A 17,409-nucleotide genomic window follows, 5' to 3' on the forward strand; every position below is an offset into this window, starting at 1 on the left:
GCGGCCTTTGCAGTCGGCGACAGTGGGGCATAACGATTAGCCGGAGACAAATCATGCCCCGAGGCCCTGACGCGACCGCCCACAGCATCGCGCGATGCACTCCCGCGAAAGGCGGTCAATGCACCGCGTCGCGGACTCCCCAAACGTCCTCATTCGCGCTTGCGAATCCCAGGCAGCGTTCGGCAGCCATCCGTCTCAGCCTCTCGCGCTGACACCGAAACCCGTCATCCCCACACGCCTCGTCACACGTTGACGCGAGCGGGCAATCCGCCCACCACTTCGAAACGACGAATCAACGCACCAAAGGAACCTCGATATGACCGAATCGAAACATCTGCCGCTGCAAGGCATCCGCGTGCTGGACGTGAGCCAGGTCATGGCGGGCCCGTTCGCCTGCATGCTGCTGGCCGACCTGGGCGCGGACGTGATCAAGGTCGAGCCGCTGGAAGGCGATCAGACTCGCGGCGCGATGGGCTTCAAGATGAAGGGCCCCGACAGCATGGGCTTCCTGAACATGAACCGCAACAAGCGTTCGCTGACGCTGGACCTCAAGAGCGACGAAGGCCGAGCGTTCTTCTACAAGCTCGCGAAGACCGCCGACGTGATCGTCGAAAACTACCGTCCCGGCGTTGTGCAGCGTCTGCATATCGACTACGAGTCGATCAAGGCAATCAATCCGAAGATCGTCTACGTGAGCATCTCCGGCTTCGGGCAAAGCGGGCCCTGGGCCTCGCGCCCGGGCTTCGATCTGATGGCGCAGGCGATGTCCGGCGTGATGAGCGTGACCGGCTACAAGGGCGGCAAGCCCGTGAAGGCGGGCGTGCCGGTGGCCGATATCGGCTGCGCGCTGTTTGCGGTGTACGGCCTGCTGTCGGCCTACATCGGCGCGCAGAAAAGCGGCGAGGGTCAGCACATCGACGCGTCACTGTTCGATTCGGTGATGGCCTTTTCGATCTGGGACATGTCGGAGTACTGGGGCACGGGTGTGCCGCCGACGCCGCTCGGCACCAGCAACAAGATGAGCGCGCCCTATCAGGCAGTGAAAGCGCGCGACGGCTACTTCGTGATGGGCGCAACCAACCAGAAGCTGTGGACGAAGCTGTGCGAATTGCTACAGCGGCCAGACCTCGTCGCTCACGCGGACTATGCAACCGTCTCGCTGCGCCTGAAGAACCGCGAAGCGATGATCGAAATACTGGAGCAGGAATTTGCGAAGCGCGACAGCGCCGAGTGGGTCGAGGCGATGCTCGCGACCGGCATTCCGGCCGGCCCGATCCTGTCCTATCCGGAAGCGTTCGAAAGCGAACATGCCACGCACCGGCGCATGTGCATGGAGATCGACCATCCGCATGAAGGCAAGGTCAGGAACATCGGCTTTCCGGTCAAGATGCTCGGCACGCCGCAAACGGTGCGCCGCCACCCGCCGCTGCTCGGCGAACACAACGACGAAATCTTCGCTGAAATCAACGGGACCGCATCATGAACGAACCCGTCACCCTCACGGTACATGCTTCGGGCGCGGCGGAGATCGTGATCGACCGCCCCGAGCGGCACAACGCCATGACGCTCGACATGTACGAGTCGTTGCTCACGCTCGTCGCCCAGTGTGAACACACCAGCGGCGTGCGCTGCATCCTGTTTCGCGGCGCGGGCGGCAAGTCCTTCATTGCCGGCACGGATATCGCGTATTTCAAGGACTTCCGTGACGGCCGCGATGGCGTGGCCTACGAGGCCTTCGTCGAACGCGTCATCGATACGGTCGAGCGCATCTCGATGCCCACCATCGCCGTGATCGACGGCTGGGCCGTGGGCGGCGGCCTCGCGCTCGCGACGGCTTGCGACTTCAGACTGTGCAGCGATGCATCGCGCTTCGGCGCACCGATCGCGAAGACGCTGTCGAACACGCTGTCCTCGCGCAACATCGCGCGGCTTCAGGCTGCCCTCGGCGTGCCGCGCGTCAAGAAGATGCTGATGCTCGCCGACTACCTCGGTGCCGCCGACATGCTGGAATGCGGCTACGTCCATGAAGTTTGCTCGCCCGGCGCGTTGCAAGAAGCGGCGCATGCACTCGCGCAACGGCTCATGGCGTTGTCGCCGGTCACGCAGAAAGCAGTGAAGGAGAGCTTGCGCCGCATCGTCGTTGAACAGCGGCTCGACGACGAAGACCTGATCGACGAGGTGTACGGCAGCGCCCGCTTCAGGGACGCCGTGATCGCCTTCACCTCGGGTGCGTCGAAATAACAAATAAATGAACAACGTGGAGTGAGACATGAAACGATTGCAACTCAAGGCGACCACCACCGTCCTGCTGATGTTGTGCCTGATGTACTTCATCACCTACGTCGACCGCGTCAACATCAGCACCGCCGCCGGGCAATTCAAGTCCGAACTCGGACTGAGCAACACGCAGCTCGGCTTCATCTTCTCGGCGTTCGCGTATCCGTACGTGGTGTTCCAGTTCATCGGCGGCTGGGTGAGCGACCGCTTCGGCGCGAAGCGCACGCTCATCGCCTGCGCGTTCATCTGGGCGGTGGCGACCACGCTGACGGGACTCGCGGGCGGCTTCGCGACGCTCGTCGCGGCGCGCCTGCTGCTGGGTCTCGGTGAAGGCGCGACGTTCCCCGCCTCCACCAGCGCGATGGCGTCGTGGGTGAAGAAGGACCGGCGCGGTTTCGCACAAGGCATCACGCATTCGTCGGCGCGGCTTGGCAACGCCATCGCGCCGATACTCGTGCTGGCGCTGATGACCGCGTTCGACTGGCGCTTTGCGTTCTATCTGCTCGGCGCGCTGAGTTTCGGCTGGCTCGTGCTGTGGTACATCACGTACACCGAGACGCCCGCGGATCACCCGCGCATCACCGCCGACGAAATTCATAGCCTGCCGCCGCCGAGAGTTCGTCCGGTGGAAGCGCCCGGCACCTGGGCGCGGCTTTATCGGCGCCTGTTGCCGGTCTCCGCCGTGTACTTCTGCTACAACTGGATTCTCTGGCTGATGCTGGACTGGATGCCGCTCTACTTCATGCACAGCTTCCATCTGAACATCAAGAAGGCGGTCATCTTCACATCGGGTGTGTTCATTGCGGGCGTGTTCGGTGATCTGGTCGGCGGTCTGATCAGCGATCGGCTGTTGCGCCGCACCGGCAATCTGAAACTCGCGCGCAGCGCCCTCGTCGCATTCTGCATGACGATGACCGGTCTCTCGCTGATCCCCGTCGTGCTGATTCACGACCCGATGTACTCGCTGGTCTTCCTCGCCGCCGCGATGTTCTTCAATGAAATGAATATCGGCCCGATGTGGGCCATTCCGATGGACATCGCCTATGACCGCTCGGGCACGGCGAGCGGCATCATGAGCGGCACGGGCTTCACGGCGGCGATCGTGAGTCCGGTGGTGGCCGGTTATCTGATCGATCGTCTGGGCAACTGGAACGTCACCTTTATGTTGTCGATCTGCGTGATGGCTTGCGGGGTGCTGCTGACTTTCGTCATGAAGCCGGATGCGCCGTTTATCGACAGTCTGAAGCCTGCGACGCCTTCGCCGCGTACGGCTCGCGACACTGCGTTTCCACTCGCGGACAAGTAGCAAAAGCGCCTTATCGGATCTTCGCTTCGCGAGCACGGCCGAATCGACGCCGCGCTCGCGAAGTCACGCTATCCAGCGCTGTAGTCAATTCCCGGGCGAGCGGCCGAGCACCTTATCGAAATCGACATCCAGCTTCGCCAGCGATCCGTCGATATGCGCCCGGTTTTCCTTGATCCACTGATCCTGCTGCGCCACGCGCGCGTTCGCTTCCTTCAGCATGCGCGCCATTTCAGCCGGTTGCGGACCGCCGGTCGTCGCGCGATTGTTCACGATCGACACCGGATTGAGCGTCGCACGGAACTCGGCTTCGCTCATGGGCAGATCGCCGGCGTACGGCGTGCCCGCCACCGTCTCCCGGTAGATGCGCTGCGCGTCGGCGTACGGAAAGTCGAGCGGCTTGATGTCCTTCTGCCGCGCGTACTCCACGACGTTCGACGCAAAGTGATGGCCGACCCGGAACGGCAATTTGTATTTGCGCATCAAGACGTCGGCGACTTCCTGCGACGCGGTCCAGTCGCTATTCAGTTCTTCGAGCGCGCGTTCGGGGTTGATCACGAGCGCGTTCATGACCGTCTGCCAGCCTTTGAGCGCGGCTATGCCGGTGTCGATCATCTCCGTGTTCGCCTTCACGTCCTTAGGATCGCTCATGCCGGGCGGCAGATTGTGCGCCTCCAGCACGACACCCTCGGCTTGCGCCAATGCGGTGGACGCGTCCGTGCGCGTGCGGATCAGCAGGCCGGGGTTGCGCTTTTGGGGCATCGCGCTCGACACGTAAGTGTTGACGCCGCCTTCCTGCAACAGAATCCACGGCCGCGACTCGGCGTATTGCGTCATCACGTCCTGAATGAAACTGCCGGTGTGCAGCGCCACGCTCGTGACGATCGCGCTGGCTTCGACTGGTTCATCGACGGAAGAGATTTGCGACGCGTCATACGCGTTGTCCACGATCGCATTGAAGCCGAGGTAATGCGCCATCCGTTCGCGATTCAACGGCCAGCTCGTGCTGTTGAGCACCGTCGTGCCCATCGACGACCGATCGACACGCTTGTACGCTTCACGAATGCGCTGCGCGTCGCGATCCAGTCCCGCGGCAAAGCCCAGCAAGTAGTGGCCGTAGCTGTTCGGCTGCGCCGCCACGCCATTCGTGTAGTTGGGCACGATGGTCGCCGAGTATTGGCCGGCGAGACGCACCAGCGTCGCGGTCGTGCGGTTCAGTTGATCGGCGAGATTCAGCAGATCGCCGCGCAGAATCGCCGAGCGATACGTGGCGTGCATGTCCTGGCTGGAGCGCCCTGCGTGCAATAGCGTCACGTCTTCGCCGGCCGCTTTGATCAGCAGCGGCTCGAACGTGATTACCGTGGCCGGACGTTTCGCGCCGGGCTGATTGCCGTCGGCAATGACCTTCGCCACACCCGCGGCGAGACGCGGGGCCATCGCCTTGTCGAGCAACCCTTCGTCGGTGTTGATGACGACCGTGGCCTTGTTGATTTCGCCGAGCCAGAAGAATTCGTCGCGCGGCGGCGTCGATTGGGCGAAGGCGGGAGAAGCGGTAAGAAGAACGACAGCGGGGAAAGTCCAGGCGAGGAGTCTCATGTCGGGCGCGCGTGAGTTCAAATGCGCCTGATTATATGATCGCCGCGGGTTCGGTATGAATCGGAAGACCAGGTTCCGATTCACGCATCCTGATGACTGCGAGGTCGTGCTCGCGCCTGAGTGAATTCAAGCGCGAGCGTCGCGCGTTCAGTCGTAGTGGCGATGCTTGTGATGACGCTTGCCCGAATGGTAGCCGTGCGAATAGTCGTCGGCGTACGAGTTGGAACGCGAGACGTTGCCGCCGAGCGCCGAGCCCGCGCCACCGCCCACCGCCGCGCCGATGAGGCCGCCCGAACGGCCGCCCATCGCATTGCCGGCTGCCGTGCCCGCACCGCCGCCCAGCGCGCCGCCGATGATCGCACCCGTGCGCTCGCGGCGATTCGACGTCACCGCGCCGCCGGCGCCGCCGCCCACCGCACCGCCGATCACCGCGCCCGTGCTGCCGCCCACTGCGCCACCGAGCGCCGCGCCGGCCACACCGCCGAGCGCGCCGCCCAGCATGTTGTTCATATCGCCGGCCACTGCCGACAAAGACGCCGCAGCGGTCAACGCAGCAACGGCAACCATCTGGATGATTTTCTTCGACATAACTGGTGTTTTGTTTTCTTGAGACGGCGCCGAGTATAACCGGCCTTACGAAAGGCTTTTGTAACCGCTCAGACCAGGCTCGTAAGACGTGTAACAAAATGACCGGGCGGTTGAGAGATTGGCCTATGCCGTCGTGGAGGGATCGAAGCTGATGGCTGCAACGTCCATGGAAATAGGCCGCATTGGGTACGACCTGCTCAAGAACAGCGCAGGGAAGAGGCGAAGACTGGCGTGCGGACGTTATCCGAACTGCACCGAGCCGTCTTGTATTTCAGGCCGGTCGCGGGTCGACGAATCACCCTGCTCCGATGTCTCGCCGACCCGCCGCTCATGCTCGTTCAGCGCTCAACCACGGCGCTTCTTCTTCAACTCGATCGTCTCGAACAACTCGTAGTTCGGCGTGGGCGTCTGATCCGCACCGGGCGCGTGATAGTAGTTCATCGTGATCGTCGTTTCGCCGCCGCGATGCCCCGGATCGTGATCGAACACGGCAATACCGTAGCCCGTGCCGGTGTCGCGTTGCGCCGACCAGATCGCGTCCTCGACGGCGTCCGCGCTAGCGCGCGCGAACGTCCCCGCCGTCGTCCCCGCAACCGGGCGATTGGGCCGCGTGAAAATCCGCGCTTGCGGCAGCCCCGTGCCGATATCCACACCGTACACATCGAGCGGCGCGCTCGTGCCGCCACCGCCGAGAATCAGGTGAATCGTGCCGTGGCTCGTGTCGAACGTCGACGCGCCCGACGATACCGCCGACATGACCGGCTTCGGCTGCAACGTATCGACCGGCCGGCCAGTCGCGATGTCGGTGCCCTTGTGGTGATTGCAGCCGCGCACGGGATAGCTGCGCTCGTAGTCGTGATCGTGGCCGCACAACACCAGGTCGACGCCGTAGCGGTCGAACAACGGCAGCCAGGCTTCGCGGATGCCCTTATCCGAACCGTTGCCGGTCTGCGACGAACTCAGCGCGTCCTGATGCATCTGGACGATGATCCAGTCCACTTCGTCATCCTGCGCCGCGTGGTGCAGGACTTTTTCGAGCCAGCGGGTCTGCTCGCCATCGCTATATCCGCGCACGTATAACGAGGTGCCCGGTTGAATCGGCGGATTGCCGGTGCTCGCGACCGGCACCAGCGGCGCCGGACCCGCCACGAACGCGGCGGCATCCTGATAGACGACGTCGTCCGCATCGAGCGAGATGAAGAGCACCGAACTCACGCGGAAGCTGTACCAGCGGCCCTGGAAGCGCGAATGATTATCCGGCAGCGTATAGCGCGCGAGATACGACGCCAGCCCCTGCTCGCCGTTGTTGAATTCGAGTTCGTGATTGCCGGGACAGGGCATCCAGGGCCGGTTCGACGCCGACGTCTGCGCGTTGTTGCCGAAGTCGCGCCACACCGCCGGCTGTTGCAGCGGATTCAGGTTGGCATAGCAAAGGTCGCCGTTGAGCAGATGGAACAGCGGCTGGAAGCGCTCGACCGCCTGCACCGCAAAGCGGCTCTGCGGCGACGACAACACCCAGCCGGTATTCGGCGTCGCGAGGTCGCCATAGCTCGTCCAGCGAAACGGCGCGCGGCCGCGCGGCGCCGTGCGAAAGCTCGCGGAAAACGGCTGGGCCGCGTTGCCGTCGTTCTCGGCCGTTACCTCGTACTGGTAATTCGTATCGGCCTTCAGATCGCGCAGGCGCGCGTGATAGGCGAACACGACCTCGCCGTTGATGCCGTCGGTGTAAGTGCTTTGCACCGCGTGCACGGTGTGCCGCTTCGAGTCCGCGCCGCTGAAACGCACCTGCGGATTCACCGCCGGCGCAAGCGACGCCCACGACACCGTGACCTCGCTCGTCGGATCGTTGCCCCAGGTCAGGTGGACCTGCTCCGGCGTACCGTCCGGCGGATTGCCGTTGGCGGCCCGCGCCGCCGATGCCAGTGTGCCCGCCGCCGTGGCGAGGCTGGAGGCGCCGGCAAACTTCAGAAACCCACGACGCGAGACGATGGAAGCGCCCTGATCATCGGGCGGTGAGGCCTTGACGATTTTTTTGTTCGACATGTCCGGTGGTGTTGTATGGGGGATGGAAGAACGCCGGCGCCGATGCCCGGGCGCGCGTGGCTACCCGCGCTGAAGTGCGCGCTGCCGGCGCAGTGCGTGACGGATGCGAGCATCGATCCTAGCCGTGAAGCTGTGACAACCGGATGAAAGGATGGGCTGTGCGCGGACGGTTTCGCGGTCGTTGCGCGTGGCACGAAGAAGATAACGTGGAGGACGGCGCGCGGCAGAAAGGCCTGCCATGTGCGGACTGACTGCAGCGGGTTGACTTTCTCTGCCGCGTCAGCGGCGACTAAGCGCAACCGCTAGCGTGCGGGCGGCTGCGGATTATTCGCCGGATTCGTATCGAATCTTGAAACGCGGCTAATGCCATTGGCATCGACCAGTTTCAATAATTCGGTTTCCATTGCATCCGCGACGTCCTTGCCATAGACCTCGTCGCCGTTCACATAGATCGTGAAAGACCGCAGATACTTCGCTTTCTTCTCCGGGTTCTCGATGGTGTCCCGCGTCCATTGATAGAGCGGATAGTTTTCCGTCCCCAGTCTTTCCGCTTCGTTGACGTAATCGGCGAATGCATCGAACTGGCACTTCAACGTCGCGTCGTGCCTGCGCAGAATGTCACGAAGCGTGGCATGCGCGGCGCTCGTCCGGTCGCTGCGCAATGCGTCCGCGAGTTCAGGCGAGACGGTAATCCGCAGCTGGAATTGCAGTGTAACGTCCATATTCACCTCGTTGCCGGTCTTCAGGAACGCGCGCTCGCGGTCAGTTGCCCATCGATCTGCTCGATCTCACTGCCGCGCAGCGGCTTACCCAACAGAAAGCCCTGGGCGTGCGTGCAGCCGCACACGCGCACGAAATCCAGCTGCTCCTGCGTTTCGATACCTTCCGCCGTGGTCGGCATGCCGATTTCGCGGGCCAGCGCGACGATCCCGCGCACCACCGCCGCGGATTCGCGTCCGTGCACGGACTCCTTGACGAACGAACTGTCGATCTTCAGCTTGTCGAACGAAAAACGCACGAGCGTCGACATGGTGGAGAAGCCGGTGCCGAAATCGTCGAGCGCCATTCCGATGCCTAGCGCACGCAGCCTCGCGACGTTGCGCTGTGTGACGGCATCGTCGTTCAGCAACACCGTTTCCGTGACTTCGAGATTCAGCCGCGTGGGCGGCAGCCTCGTTTTCCGAAGAATCGCCGCAACCGTCGACGCAAACGACTCCTCGCGCAACTGCACCGGCGAGACATTGACGGCGACGGCGACCTTGTCCCGCCACGTCACCGCTTCCGTGCACGACTGCAGCAATGCCCATTCACCCAGCGCGAGAATCAGGCCGGTGCGTTCGGCAGTCGGGATGAATGCGGACGGCGAAAGCTCGCCGCGGCTCGGATGGGTCCAGCGAATCAGCGCCTCGCGGCCGGAAATTGTGCCGTCGCTGAGATCGATGATCGGCTGATACTCCATGCGCAGGCCGTTGAACGACTTCAGCGCGCCTTCGAGGTCGCTGCGCAGCAGGCTCAGGCTTTCGTCGGAAACATGCTTGTCGGTATCGAAGATCACGAACGCGCTTTTACCGCTGCGTTTGACCGCATATAACGCCCGGTCAGCGCAGATCAGCAATTGCGGCCCCGTGTTCGCGTGCTCCGGATAAAGCGAAACCCCCACGCTCGCGCCGATATGCACGAGCGCCTCGCTCAACACGAACGGGCGCGCGAGCGTCTTGACGATGCGATCGGCCAGCACGCGAATGTCGCGGATCTCGGCTACACCGTCGGAAATCGCGACGAATTCGTCACCCGCGAGGCGGCCGACCTGATCACCGCCCGGCAGGATTTCACGCAAGCGGGTCGCCGCTTCCTGAAGAATCTGATCGCCCGCGGCATGGCCAAGGCTGTCGTTGATCGCCTTGAAACCGTCCAGATCGATCAGTAGAACAGCGAACGACTGACTCTCACGCGACGCGCCCTGCCCGGTTCGCTCCAGCAGCAATTCGCTGATACGCGCGCGATTGGGCAGGCCGGTGAGGCTGTCCTGACGCGCGAGACGGTGGGCGGTTTCACGCGTCAGCAACAGGGCGACGGTGTCGCGATTGCTGCGCAGCGCGACGGTGAAGAAACCGGCGGCACAGAAAGGCGCCTGAAACAACAGCACGAGCTTGCCGTTACCAGGCGACATCGCCGCGCCGAGACCCAACAGGCTCAGGATGAAGGAGATCTGCAGCATCGCGAGCCTGGGCGTGCCGGCATTGCGGCCGGCCAATCCACCGATCACACCGACCGCGCAAACGTTGCCGAGCAGGAATAGCGTCGGATCCCCACTGATATTGCACAACAACGTGCCGAAACCGAACAGTACGCTCCACAGCAGACTCGCCAGCAAAAACGCGGAGGTCGGCGTCGGCCGATTTTGCGCGCTGCGCTTGCGGCACAGCCAGATCAGCGCGAGACGCGCGAACAGGAGCGCGACGACGGCGCTGCCCCACGCGGCATATAGGGGGATCGGATAAAGATAGAAAGCGGTGGCGCAAACGCTGATTTCGCAGATCGACGCGAATATGATCGACGACGTTCGCGTGAATAGATGAGCGAGCAGGATTTGGCGATTTTCCGGGCTCAGTTCCTGAGCGGAAGACACGACCCACTTGAAAAATGGAGACCTTGGTTCGCTGAAAGCCATGACCTGCACATTTGACGGTTAGTGGAATTCAAACGGGGGCGTGCACAGCAATTATTACGTAAACTTCAATTACTTAACCTCGAAATCTCAGCTTATTCTGGAAAAAAGCGCTATGCACGACGATTCCGCCCGCTGTCTGCATGAGCAAATAACCAATATGGATTTGTGCGGCCAGGATGTCCAGCGTACGATGGCGCCTTTTTGCCGGTCGTCTTTGCATGTCAACTACCTTTGCGCCCACTCCGTCCGCTGTGTCCACAACCGGGCCCGCAAAGCCTGTCATCCGTTCGGCTTCTGATGTTTCCGACCTCGTCAACCGCGGCGCGGCGGCCGGAAGCGATGCCCGCATCGTCGTGGCGATCGCGCTCGGCGGCGTGTTTCTCGATGCCTATGATCTCGGCGCGCTCGCGTTCGGCCTCAAGGATGTCTCGCGCGAATTTTCGCTAACGCCTGCGGGCACCGGGCTCGTCGCGTCGGCAATTACGTTCGGCGCGATTTTCGGCGCTTTTTTCGGGGGCTTTCTCACCGACAAGATCGGCCGTTATCGCGTCTTCATGGCCGACATGTTTTTCTTCGTGGTCGCGGCGCTGGCGTGTGCATTTGCGCCCAACGCCTGGGTGCTCGGAGGCGCGCGCTTCGTCATGGGGCTCGGCGTGGGTATCGATCTGCCTGTTGCGATGGCTTTTCTGGCCGAGTTCTCGCGCCTGTCGGGACGCGGCAACAAGGCCGCGCGCATCGCCACGTGGTGCCCCGTCTGGTACGCGGCGATCAGCATCTCGTACCTGCTCGTGCTGGGCTTCTATTCGACACTGCCGGCCAGCCACTCGGGCCTGCTATGGCGTCTGATTCTCGGTTTCGGCGCGGTGCCGGCAATCATCATCATTGCCGTTCGCAGCCGATACATCAGCGAATCGCCCGTTTGGGCCGCGAACCAGGGCGACCTGGAAGCTGCAGCGCGCATTCTGAAGCGCTCGTACGGTATCGATGCGGAGGTCGCGCCGGAAGTTGGTACCGGGACCGATCGCGCGCCCGTGCGCACAGGTTCGTGGCGCAATTACGGCGCGCTGCTGCGCGGCGTCTATCTGCGGCGAACGGTTCTCGCGACCGTCACCGGCATTGCTTCGGCTTTCGCCTATAACGCCGTCGCGTTCGGATTGCCCGTCATCATTTCGAGCTTCCTTGCACAGTCGATGCTCACGACGATTCTCGCCTCGCTCACGCTGAATCTCTGCTTTGCTTTCGTCGGCGGGCTAATTGCGGTGCGCATCGTGCCCGCGGTCGGCGCGTGGAAATTGACTGTGTTCGGCTACGCACTCCAGTTGATCGCGCTGCTGGGTCTTGCCGTCGTGGGCCGTCCGTCGTCGGTGCCCGAGGTGGTCGCGGCCGTTGCATTGCTCGCCTTGTTCCTGCTGGGCCAGGGCATCGGACCCGGATCGCACACCATGACCTTCGCGTCGTTGAGCTACCCGACGTCGCTGCGCGGGGTCGGCGTGGGCTTCAATCAGACGCTGATGCGCGCCAGTTCTGCCGCGTCGCTCTTTCTCTTTCCGGTGCTAGCTGCCGCGCTGAGCACGCGTGTTTTCTGGGTCATCGCGTTTGCACCGTTGTGCGGATTGCTGGCGTTGCTCGCCATCCGCTGGGAACCGTCGGGGTATGACGTCGATGCGGAGGATTTCCGCAGCGGGGTGTGAATCCGGGGACGGGTGCTGAGTAGTTCAACGCCCCGTCCCATCCTCCTCCTCCACGGCATCGACCTGAACAGCGGGCAGCCCGGAAGGCACGGCGGTCTCTCCCACCCGGCCCGTCACATGCACGAGCCGGCCCTGCAAGCGAAGCGCCGTCGCGCGTTCCACGCCCACGAGTTGCCACACCGTCCTGCCGTCGGAAACGACGGGATACGTAAACGGCTCATTGCCGCGAAGCACCAACGTACCGCGCAGATCGACCGGATCGCCGGGACGCGCTACGCCTGCGCACGCAACACCGGCACAAAGAACGAATGCAGACAGTAGAAGTGTTCGAAGCATGGCGGCAGCAGAGTCAAACCGTACGTGTGCAGTGGTTATCAACTTCAATCAGCCAGCAGCATGCGCGAAAAAAGCCGTCCCGGAAAGGGGACGGCTTCGCGAATCAACCCGACGCGATGCCGCCGCGCGACCAGGTTACTGCACGATGACCGACAGCGTCACGCCAGGAGGCAGCGTCACCGTTTCCTGGTAAGTACTCGCGACGTTCGAACGCGCCACCGGAAAACTCGCGTAGCCCAATAGAATGCCCGGCGAGGCCGACGGCAGCAAACGGACCATGGTCGAAGGATCGATGGACGGCAGCGTGAAGCCACCTTCCGCCCGCGACGGGAAGCTGTACTGCGCCATGTTCGCCGTGAGCGGCACCTGAGCGCTCGCGGCAGCAGTGAAGTGGCGCAGCTCCTGAGCGACGCTCGAATCCGGACGAACCTGCTTGATGGCGTCGTTCAGAATAGCCATCGACGTCGTCGCATTCTTGTCGTTCAACAGGGCCTTGTAAAACGCGAGGCCGAGTTGCCGGTTCAGGAAGCCGCCAAACGAGCCGTTGGTCGTGTAGCTGTCGCACGTCGTGTCGCCCACGTCCCACGTCGTCAGACCGCAGCTATAGCTGCCGTGGTTGTTGTACGTGAGATAGCTGATGAAGCGGTTGTCGCGGATGGCGTTGTAGGTGGAGTCGATATTGAAACTGACCCAATCCTCCATCATCATCGCGGTCGTTTCTTCGAGCCACGTGTCGTACGCGTACTGCGTCCCCATCAGCATGTCGCGTCGGTAGAAGTTCTGCATGTGGGTGCTTTCGTGCGCCATCACCGTCTGCATCGACTTCATGCCGGCCGCGCCGGCCAGATACAGCGTCTCCGAATCCAGATACAGCGACAGGTCCGCATTGCTGTAAGCCGTCTGGCCGCTGCCCTGGTTGACGAAGTTGTTCAGCGCCCAGAAGTAGCCCACCATGCCGTACGGCTGCGCATTGTGATCGAAGTTCGCGACGACGAGGTCGACCGGTTGCGATGCGCCAATCATGCCGGCCGTGCCGACCGTGCCCCAGAAGGGACCGCCTACGCCCGTGACCATGTCGTATATGCCGCCCGTGCCCGCGTAGTTCTGCAAAAGACTGCTGACGATTGCCGGCGTGATCTTGCCCGTGCCGTATTCGGAGGTCTCGACCCAGATATTGACCTTCGTGCCATCTGTGGTCGTGCCCACAGCCTGAAGCGTCATGTGGCGCTGCGTGTAGTCCGCCAGCCAGAAGTCGCGCGTATCGCCGATGTTGTAGGTCACCACCGAGCGCTGCACGCGCCCGACGACGTCAGCGGACAAACCCGAAGCAGCCGACGAGGCCGCGCTCTGCTGCACGAGCGTCTTCCAGCCGGTCGAGTTGAATTCGTGAATCCTTTGCACGAGCGGGTCTTCTCCGCCCGTCGATGCCGCCGAGGCCTGCGCCTTCATGGCAACGACGTCGGCCGTCGGCGCCGTCACGCTTGCGTTGAAGGCCACCGGCGTTGCCAGCTCATTGGTAAAAACGAGCGTGACGTTGCGGCCCGTCGTGCCTTTGAGCGATACATTGACGGTGTCGGACTGCGCGCCCGTGTTGAGCGCTTGCCACAGGCCTACGCCGCTGCCCGTATAGGTCGAGTCATCGGCCGCGCCGCAGTTCGAGCAGGCCGCGTGCAATTGGCCGTCGTCAGTCGGTGTCTGGGTGATGATCGGCGTGTTGCCGGCGGTGTTCGTGCCGGTGTTGGTGTTGGTGCCGCTGTTCGTGTTCGTGTTGTTGTTGGCCGTGCTGTTAGAGCCGCCATCGCCGCCGCCACCGCCACCGCCACATGCAGCCAGACTCGCGGCCAGAGAGAGCGCAACGATTACCCCGAACGCCGATTTCCGGCGCTTGATTCGCATATTCTTTTTCTCCACTACCGGTTCAGTGCCGTGAAAAACTCCTTGGCCGTGTTGTGCGCCGGATCCAGACGACCTCCAGGCCAGCGCAAAAAACACACTGCTTGTTATCGGCAAAAAGATCTGGAAATTTAGGGTAATGAATTCGACTCGATTCGAATTGCATATTTCTTCGGCGATAGCCGGCTGGCGCAACCAGATAGCGTTCGGTCGCCGCCTCGCTGGAGATAAGTTGCATCGCTTCTGTCCGCGCTTAGCGACGCTTTTATTATGAACAACGGCTTACTGAACAGATCTCCTGGCGTGTGGAATTACGCTTACGAATGGATGCAAAGGTTCATGGTTTTGCCCACACGAAACACGAAAGGTTGTGATTAATCCGGCTTCGAAAAAACTCCCCTCTCGTGTCGAGATACTCCTATCGCGCGTCGACATATATGCCAATTGGACTAAATAGTTCCGAGCGAGCATTACACCTCTCGTAGCCGTACACGACGGCTCCGGCACCGTCTGTTCGGCGTGCCATAACAAAACGCCCGACGTGCGGTTCCACGTAAATTTACTTGACACCTAAACTATCAAGACCTAAATTACCCCCAAGGCAGAGTCCACATTTGGGGAGCAAGCATGCGCATTGTCTGTATCGGCGGCGGCCCGGCCGGGTTGTACTTCGGCTTGTTGATGAAAAGCCGCAACCCGGATTACGAAGTCACGGTCGTTGAGCGCAACCGTCCCTATGACACTTTCGGCTGGGGCGTCGTGTTCTCCGACCAGACGCTCGGCAACCTGCGCGCCGCCGACGCCCCGAGCGCCGACGCGATCCTCGACGCGTTCAACCACTGGGACGACATCGAGATCAATTTCCGCGGCCGGCAAATCCGCTCGTCGGGTCATGGCTTCTGCGGCATCGGCCGTAAGCGCCTGCTGAACATCCTCCAGGCCCGCTGCGAAGAACTCGGCGTCAAGCTGGTGTTCGAAACCCAGGTGACGGACGACAACGTCTACGAAGCCGACCTGATCATCGCCTGCGACGGCCTGAACAGCGCGATCCGGCAAAAATACGCAGCCACGTATCAGCCGGACATCGACACGCGCGACTGCCGCTTCGTCTGGCTCGGTACAAAGAAACTCTTCGACGCATTCACCTTCGCGTTCGAAGAAACCGAATTTGGCTGGTTCCAGGCGCACGCTTACCGTTTCGACGATCAGACTTCCACCTTCATCGTCGAGACGCCCGAGCGCGTGTGGCGCGCCGCCGGTCTCGACGAGATGAGCAAGGAAGACAGCATCGCCTTCTGCGAAAAGCTGTTCGCGAAGTACCTCGACGGCCACGCGCTGATGTCGAACGCCGCGCATTTGCGCGGCTCGTCGCAATGGATTCGTTTTCCGCGCGTGGTCAACGGTGAATGGGTGCATTGGCGCGGCAACGCCGACGGTTCGCACACGCCGATCGTGCTGATGGGCGACGCCGCGCATACCGCGCACTTCTCGATCGGCTCGGGCACCAAGCTCGCGCTCGAAGACGCGATCGAACTCGCCAACAGCATCGGCGCCCATCCCGGCGATCTGCCCGCCGCGCTGCAGCATTACACGGAAGTGCGCAGCATCGGCGTGCTGCGCATCCAGAACGCCGCGCGCAATTCGACGGAATGGTTCGAGCACGTCGATCGCTACACGTCGTTCGAGCCGGAACAGTTCGCGTATTCGCTGCTCACGCGCTCGCAGCGCATTTCGCACGAAAATCTGCGCGAGCGCGACGCGCGCTATCTGTCGGGTTTCGAAGACTGGCTCGCGCAGCGCTCGGGTGTCGAGCGCGCGCCGGACCAACACTCGGTCCCGCCGATGTTCACGCCGTTTACGCTGCGCGGCGTCACGCTAAAAAACCGCGTAGTGGTCTCCCCGATGGCGCAATACTCGGCGGTGGACGGCATCGCCGGCGACTATCACCTGATGCACCTCGGCGCGCGCGCCATGGGCGGCGCCGGGCTCGTGATGACCGAGATGACCTGCGTGTCGCCGCAAGCGCGCATCACGCCCGCGTGTCCCGGCATGTATGCGCCCGAGCATCTGAGCGCGTGGAAGCGGATCGTCGATCTCGTGCATCGTCAGTCGGACGCGAAAATCGGCATTCAGCTCGGCCATTCGGGCGCCAAAGGTTCGACGCGCGTCGCGTGGGAAGGCATCGACCAGCCGCTCGCCGAAGGCAACTGGCCGCTCGTCTCGGCCTCGCCGCAACAATATCTGCGCGGCGTCAGCCAGCATTCGCGCGAAGCCACGCATGAAGAGTTGCGCGAGATCGAAGCGCAATTCGTCAACGCGACGCGCATGTCGGCGCAAGCCGGCTTCGACTGGCTCGAACTGCACTGCGCGCACGGCTATTTCCTGTCGAGCTTCCTGTCGCCGCTGACCAATCAGCGCACCGACGAATACGGCGGCTCGCTCGAAAACCGTTTGCGCTATCCGCTGCAGGTTTTCAAGGCGATCCGCGCGGTATGGCCGCAAGACAAGCCGATTTCCGTGCGTATCTCCGCGAACGATTGGGTCGAAGGCGGCACCACGCCGGACGACGCCGTGCAGATCGCCCGCGCCTTCAAGGCGGCCGGCGCGGACATGATCGACGTATCGTCGGGTCAGGTCAGCAAGGAAGAGAAGCCCGTGTACGGCCGCATGTTCCAGACGCCGTTCGCGGACCGCGTGCGCAACGAAGCCGGCATCGCGACGATCGCGGTCGGCGCGATATCGGAAGCGGATCACGTGAACAGCATCATCGCCGCGGGCCGTGCGGATCTGTGCGCGATTGCGCGCCCGCACCTGGCGAATCCGTCGTGGACGCTGAACGAAGCGGCGAAGATCGGCTATTTCGATGTCGCGTGGCCGAAGCCCTACACCGCCGCGAAGTCGCAACTCGAACGCAATCTGGAACGCGAGCGCGCTCAGGCCATCGCGAACGCGGGTCTGTCGCCGCAAGAACGCGCGCAACGCGCAGAAGGAACCACGTGAGCCACGTGAAT

At 62.7% G+C, this 17,409-nt stretch carries 11 protein-coding genes; 5 read left to right on the plus strand and 6 right to left on the minus strand.

Annotated features, from left to right (window positions below; genetic code table 11):
• The first annotated feature begins 316 nt into the window (after positions 1–316).
• From ACZ9H4_RS03340 to ACZ9H4_RS03350, 3 genes are read left to right on the plus strand one after another with little or no spacing between them, the layout of a single operon-like run.
• Positions 317–1,483, plus strand: coding sequence for a CaiB/BaiF CoA transferase family protein (locus ACZ9H4_RS03340; RefSeq protein ID WP_408149584.1), 1,167 nt, complete (start codon positions 317–319; stop codon positions 1,481–1,483).
• A complete protein-coding gene (locus ACZ9H4_RS03345) occupies positions 1,480–2,241 on the plus strand; it encodes an enoyl-CoA hydratase (protein ID WP_476118219.1) in 762 nt (253 codons plus the stop codon). The genes ACZ9H4_RS03340 and ACZ9H4_RS03345 overlap by 4 nt, the downstream gene beginning before the upstream one ends.
• Before the next feature lie 28 nt (positions 2,242–2,269).
• The gene (locus tag ACZ9H4_RS03350) at positions 2,270–3,583 is read left to right on the plus strand and encodes an MFS transporter (protein ID WP_476118220.1); all 1,314 of its coding nucleotides are present in this window, start codon (positions 2,270–2,272) and stop codon (positions 3,581–3,583) included.
• 84 nt (positions 3,584–3,667) lie between these two features.
• Here the strand turns inward: ACZ9H4_RS03350 and ACZ9H4_RS03355 are convergent, their stop codons facing one another.
• The 5 genes from ACZ9H4_RS03355 to ACZ9H4_RS03375 form a co-directional block, all read right to left on the minus strand.
• Positions 3,668–5,176: an argininosuccinate lyase gene (locus ACZ9H4_RS03355; protein WP_476118221.1), complete on the minus strand. Its 1,509-nt coding sequence runs from the start codon at positions 5,174–5,176 to the stop codon at positions 3,668–3,670.
• Between the two features lie 147 nt (positions 5,177–5,323).
• Entirely contained in the window at positions 5,324–5,764 is a 441-nt protein-coding gene (locus tag ACZ9H4_RS03360) for a hypothetical protein (protein WP_476118222.1), read from the minus strand.
• A 345-nt stretch (positions 5,765–6,109) separates the two neighbouring features.
• A complete protein-coding gene (locus ACZ9H4_RS03365) occupies positions 6,110–7,807 on the minus strand; it encodes a purple acid phosphatase family protein (RefSeq protein WP_408149594.1) in 1,698 nt (565 codons plus the stop codon).
• Between the two features lie 302 nt (positions 7,808–8,109).
• Positions 8,110–8,529 (minus strand): hypothetical protein, encoded by a 420-nt coding sequence (locus ACZ9H4_RS03370; RefSeq protein ID WP_408149595.1) that lies wholly within the window; start codon positions 8,527–8,529, stop codon positions 8,110–8,112.
• Positions 8,530–8,549: 20 nt separating this feature from the next.
• The gene (locus ACZ9H4_RS03375; protein WP_408149597.1) at positions 8,550–10,478 is read right to left on the minus strand and encodes a putative bifunctional diguanylate cyclase/phosphodiesterase; all 1,929 of its coding nucleotides are present in this window, start codon (positions 10,476–10,478) and stop codon (positions 8,550–8,552) included.
• A 218-nt stretch (positions 10,479–10,696) separates the two neighbouring features.
• On the opposite strand from ACZ9H4_RS03375, the gene ACZ9H4_RS03380 reads away from it, so the two are divergent.
• Positions 10,697–12,169, plus strand: coding sequence for an MFS transporter (locus tag ACZ9H4_RS03380; RefSeq protein WP_476118223.1), 1,473 nt, complete (start codon positions 10,697–10,699; stop codon positions 12,167–12,169).
• 471 nt (positions 12,170–12,640) lie between these two features.
• Here ACZ9H4_RS03380 and ACZ9H4_RS03385 read toward each other — a convergent pair whose 3' ends face one another.
• Positions 12,641–14,401, minus strand: coding sequence for a M30 family zinc metallopeptidase (locus ACZ9H4_RS03385; RefSeq protein ID WP_476118224.1), 1,761 nt, complete (start codon positions 14,399–14,401; stop codon positions 12,641–12,643).
• Between the two features lie 624 nt (positions 14,402–15,025).
• On the opposite strand from ACZ9H4_RS03385, the gene ACZ9H4_RS03390 reads away from it, so the two are divergent.
• Positions 15,026–17,398: a bifunctional salicylyl-CoA 5-hydroxylase/oxidoreductase gene (locus ACZ9H4_RS03390; protein WP_476118225.1), complete on the plus strand. Its 2,373-nt coding sequence runs from the start codon at positions 15,026–15,028 to the stop codon at positions 17,396–17,398.
• Positions 17,399–17,409 lie beyond the last annotated feature (11 nt).

This window comes from Paraburkholderia sp. TE9906, from assembly GCF_056279605.1.

What these genes read in the sequence shown, in the direction of transcription:
- ACZ9H4_RS03340 (WP_408149584.1), top strand. Translation starts at nt 317, where the DNA reads ATGACCGAATCGAAACATCTGCCGCTGCAAGGCATCCGCGTGCTGGAC.
- ACZ9H4_RS03345 (WP_476118219.1), top strand. Translation starts at nt 1,480, where the DNA reads ATGAACGAACCCGTCACCCTCACGGTACATGCTTCGGGCGCGGCGGAG.
- ACZ9H4_RS03350 (WP_476118220.1), top strand. Translation starts at nt 2,270, where the DNA reads ATGAAACGATTGCAACTCAAGGCGACCACCACCGTCCTGCTGATGTTG.
- ACZ9H4_RS03355 (WP_476118221.1), bottom strand. Translation starts at nt 5,176, where the DNA reads ATGAGACTCCTCGCCTGGACTTTCCCCGCTGTCGTTCTTCTTACCGCT.
- ACZ9H4_RS03360 (WP_476118222.1), bottom strand. Translation starts at nt 5,764, where the DNA reads ATGTCGAAGAAAATCATCCAGATGGTTGCCGTTGCTGCGTTGACCGCT.
- ACZ9H4_RS03365 (WP_408149594.1), bottom strand. Translation starts at nt 7,807, where the DNA reads ATGTCGAACAAAAAAATCGTCAAGGCCTCACCGCCCGATGATCAGGGC.
- ACZ9H4_RS03370 (WP_408149595.1), bottom strand. Translation starts at nt 8,529, where the DNA reads ATGGACGTTACACTGCAATTCCAGCTGCGGATTACCGTCTCGCCTGAA.
- ACZ9H4_RS03375 (WP_408149597.1), bottom strand. Translation starts at nt 10,478, where the DNA reads ATGGCTTTCAGCGAACCAAGGTCTCCATTTTTCAAGTGGGTCGTGTCT.
- ACZ9H4_RS03380 (WP_476118223.1), top strand. Translation starts at nt 10,697, where the DNA reads ATGTCAACTACCTTTGCGCCCACTCCGTCCGCTGTGTCCACAACCGGG.
- ACZ9H4_RS03385 (WP_476118224.1), bottom strand. Translation starts at nt 14,401, where the DNA reads ATGCGAATCAAGCGCCGGAAATCGGCGTTCGGGGTAATCGTTGCGCTC.
- ACZ9H4_RS03390 (WP_476118225.1), top strand. Translation starts at nt 15,026, where the DNA reads ATGCGCATTGTCTGTATCGGCGGCGGCCCGGCCGGGTTGTACTTCGGC.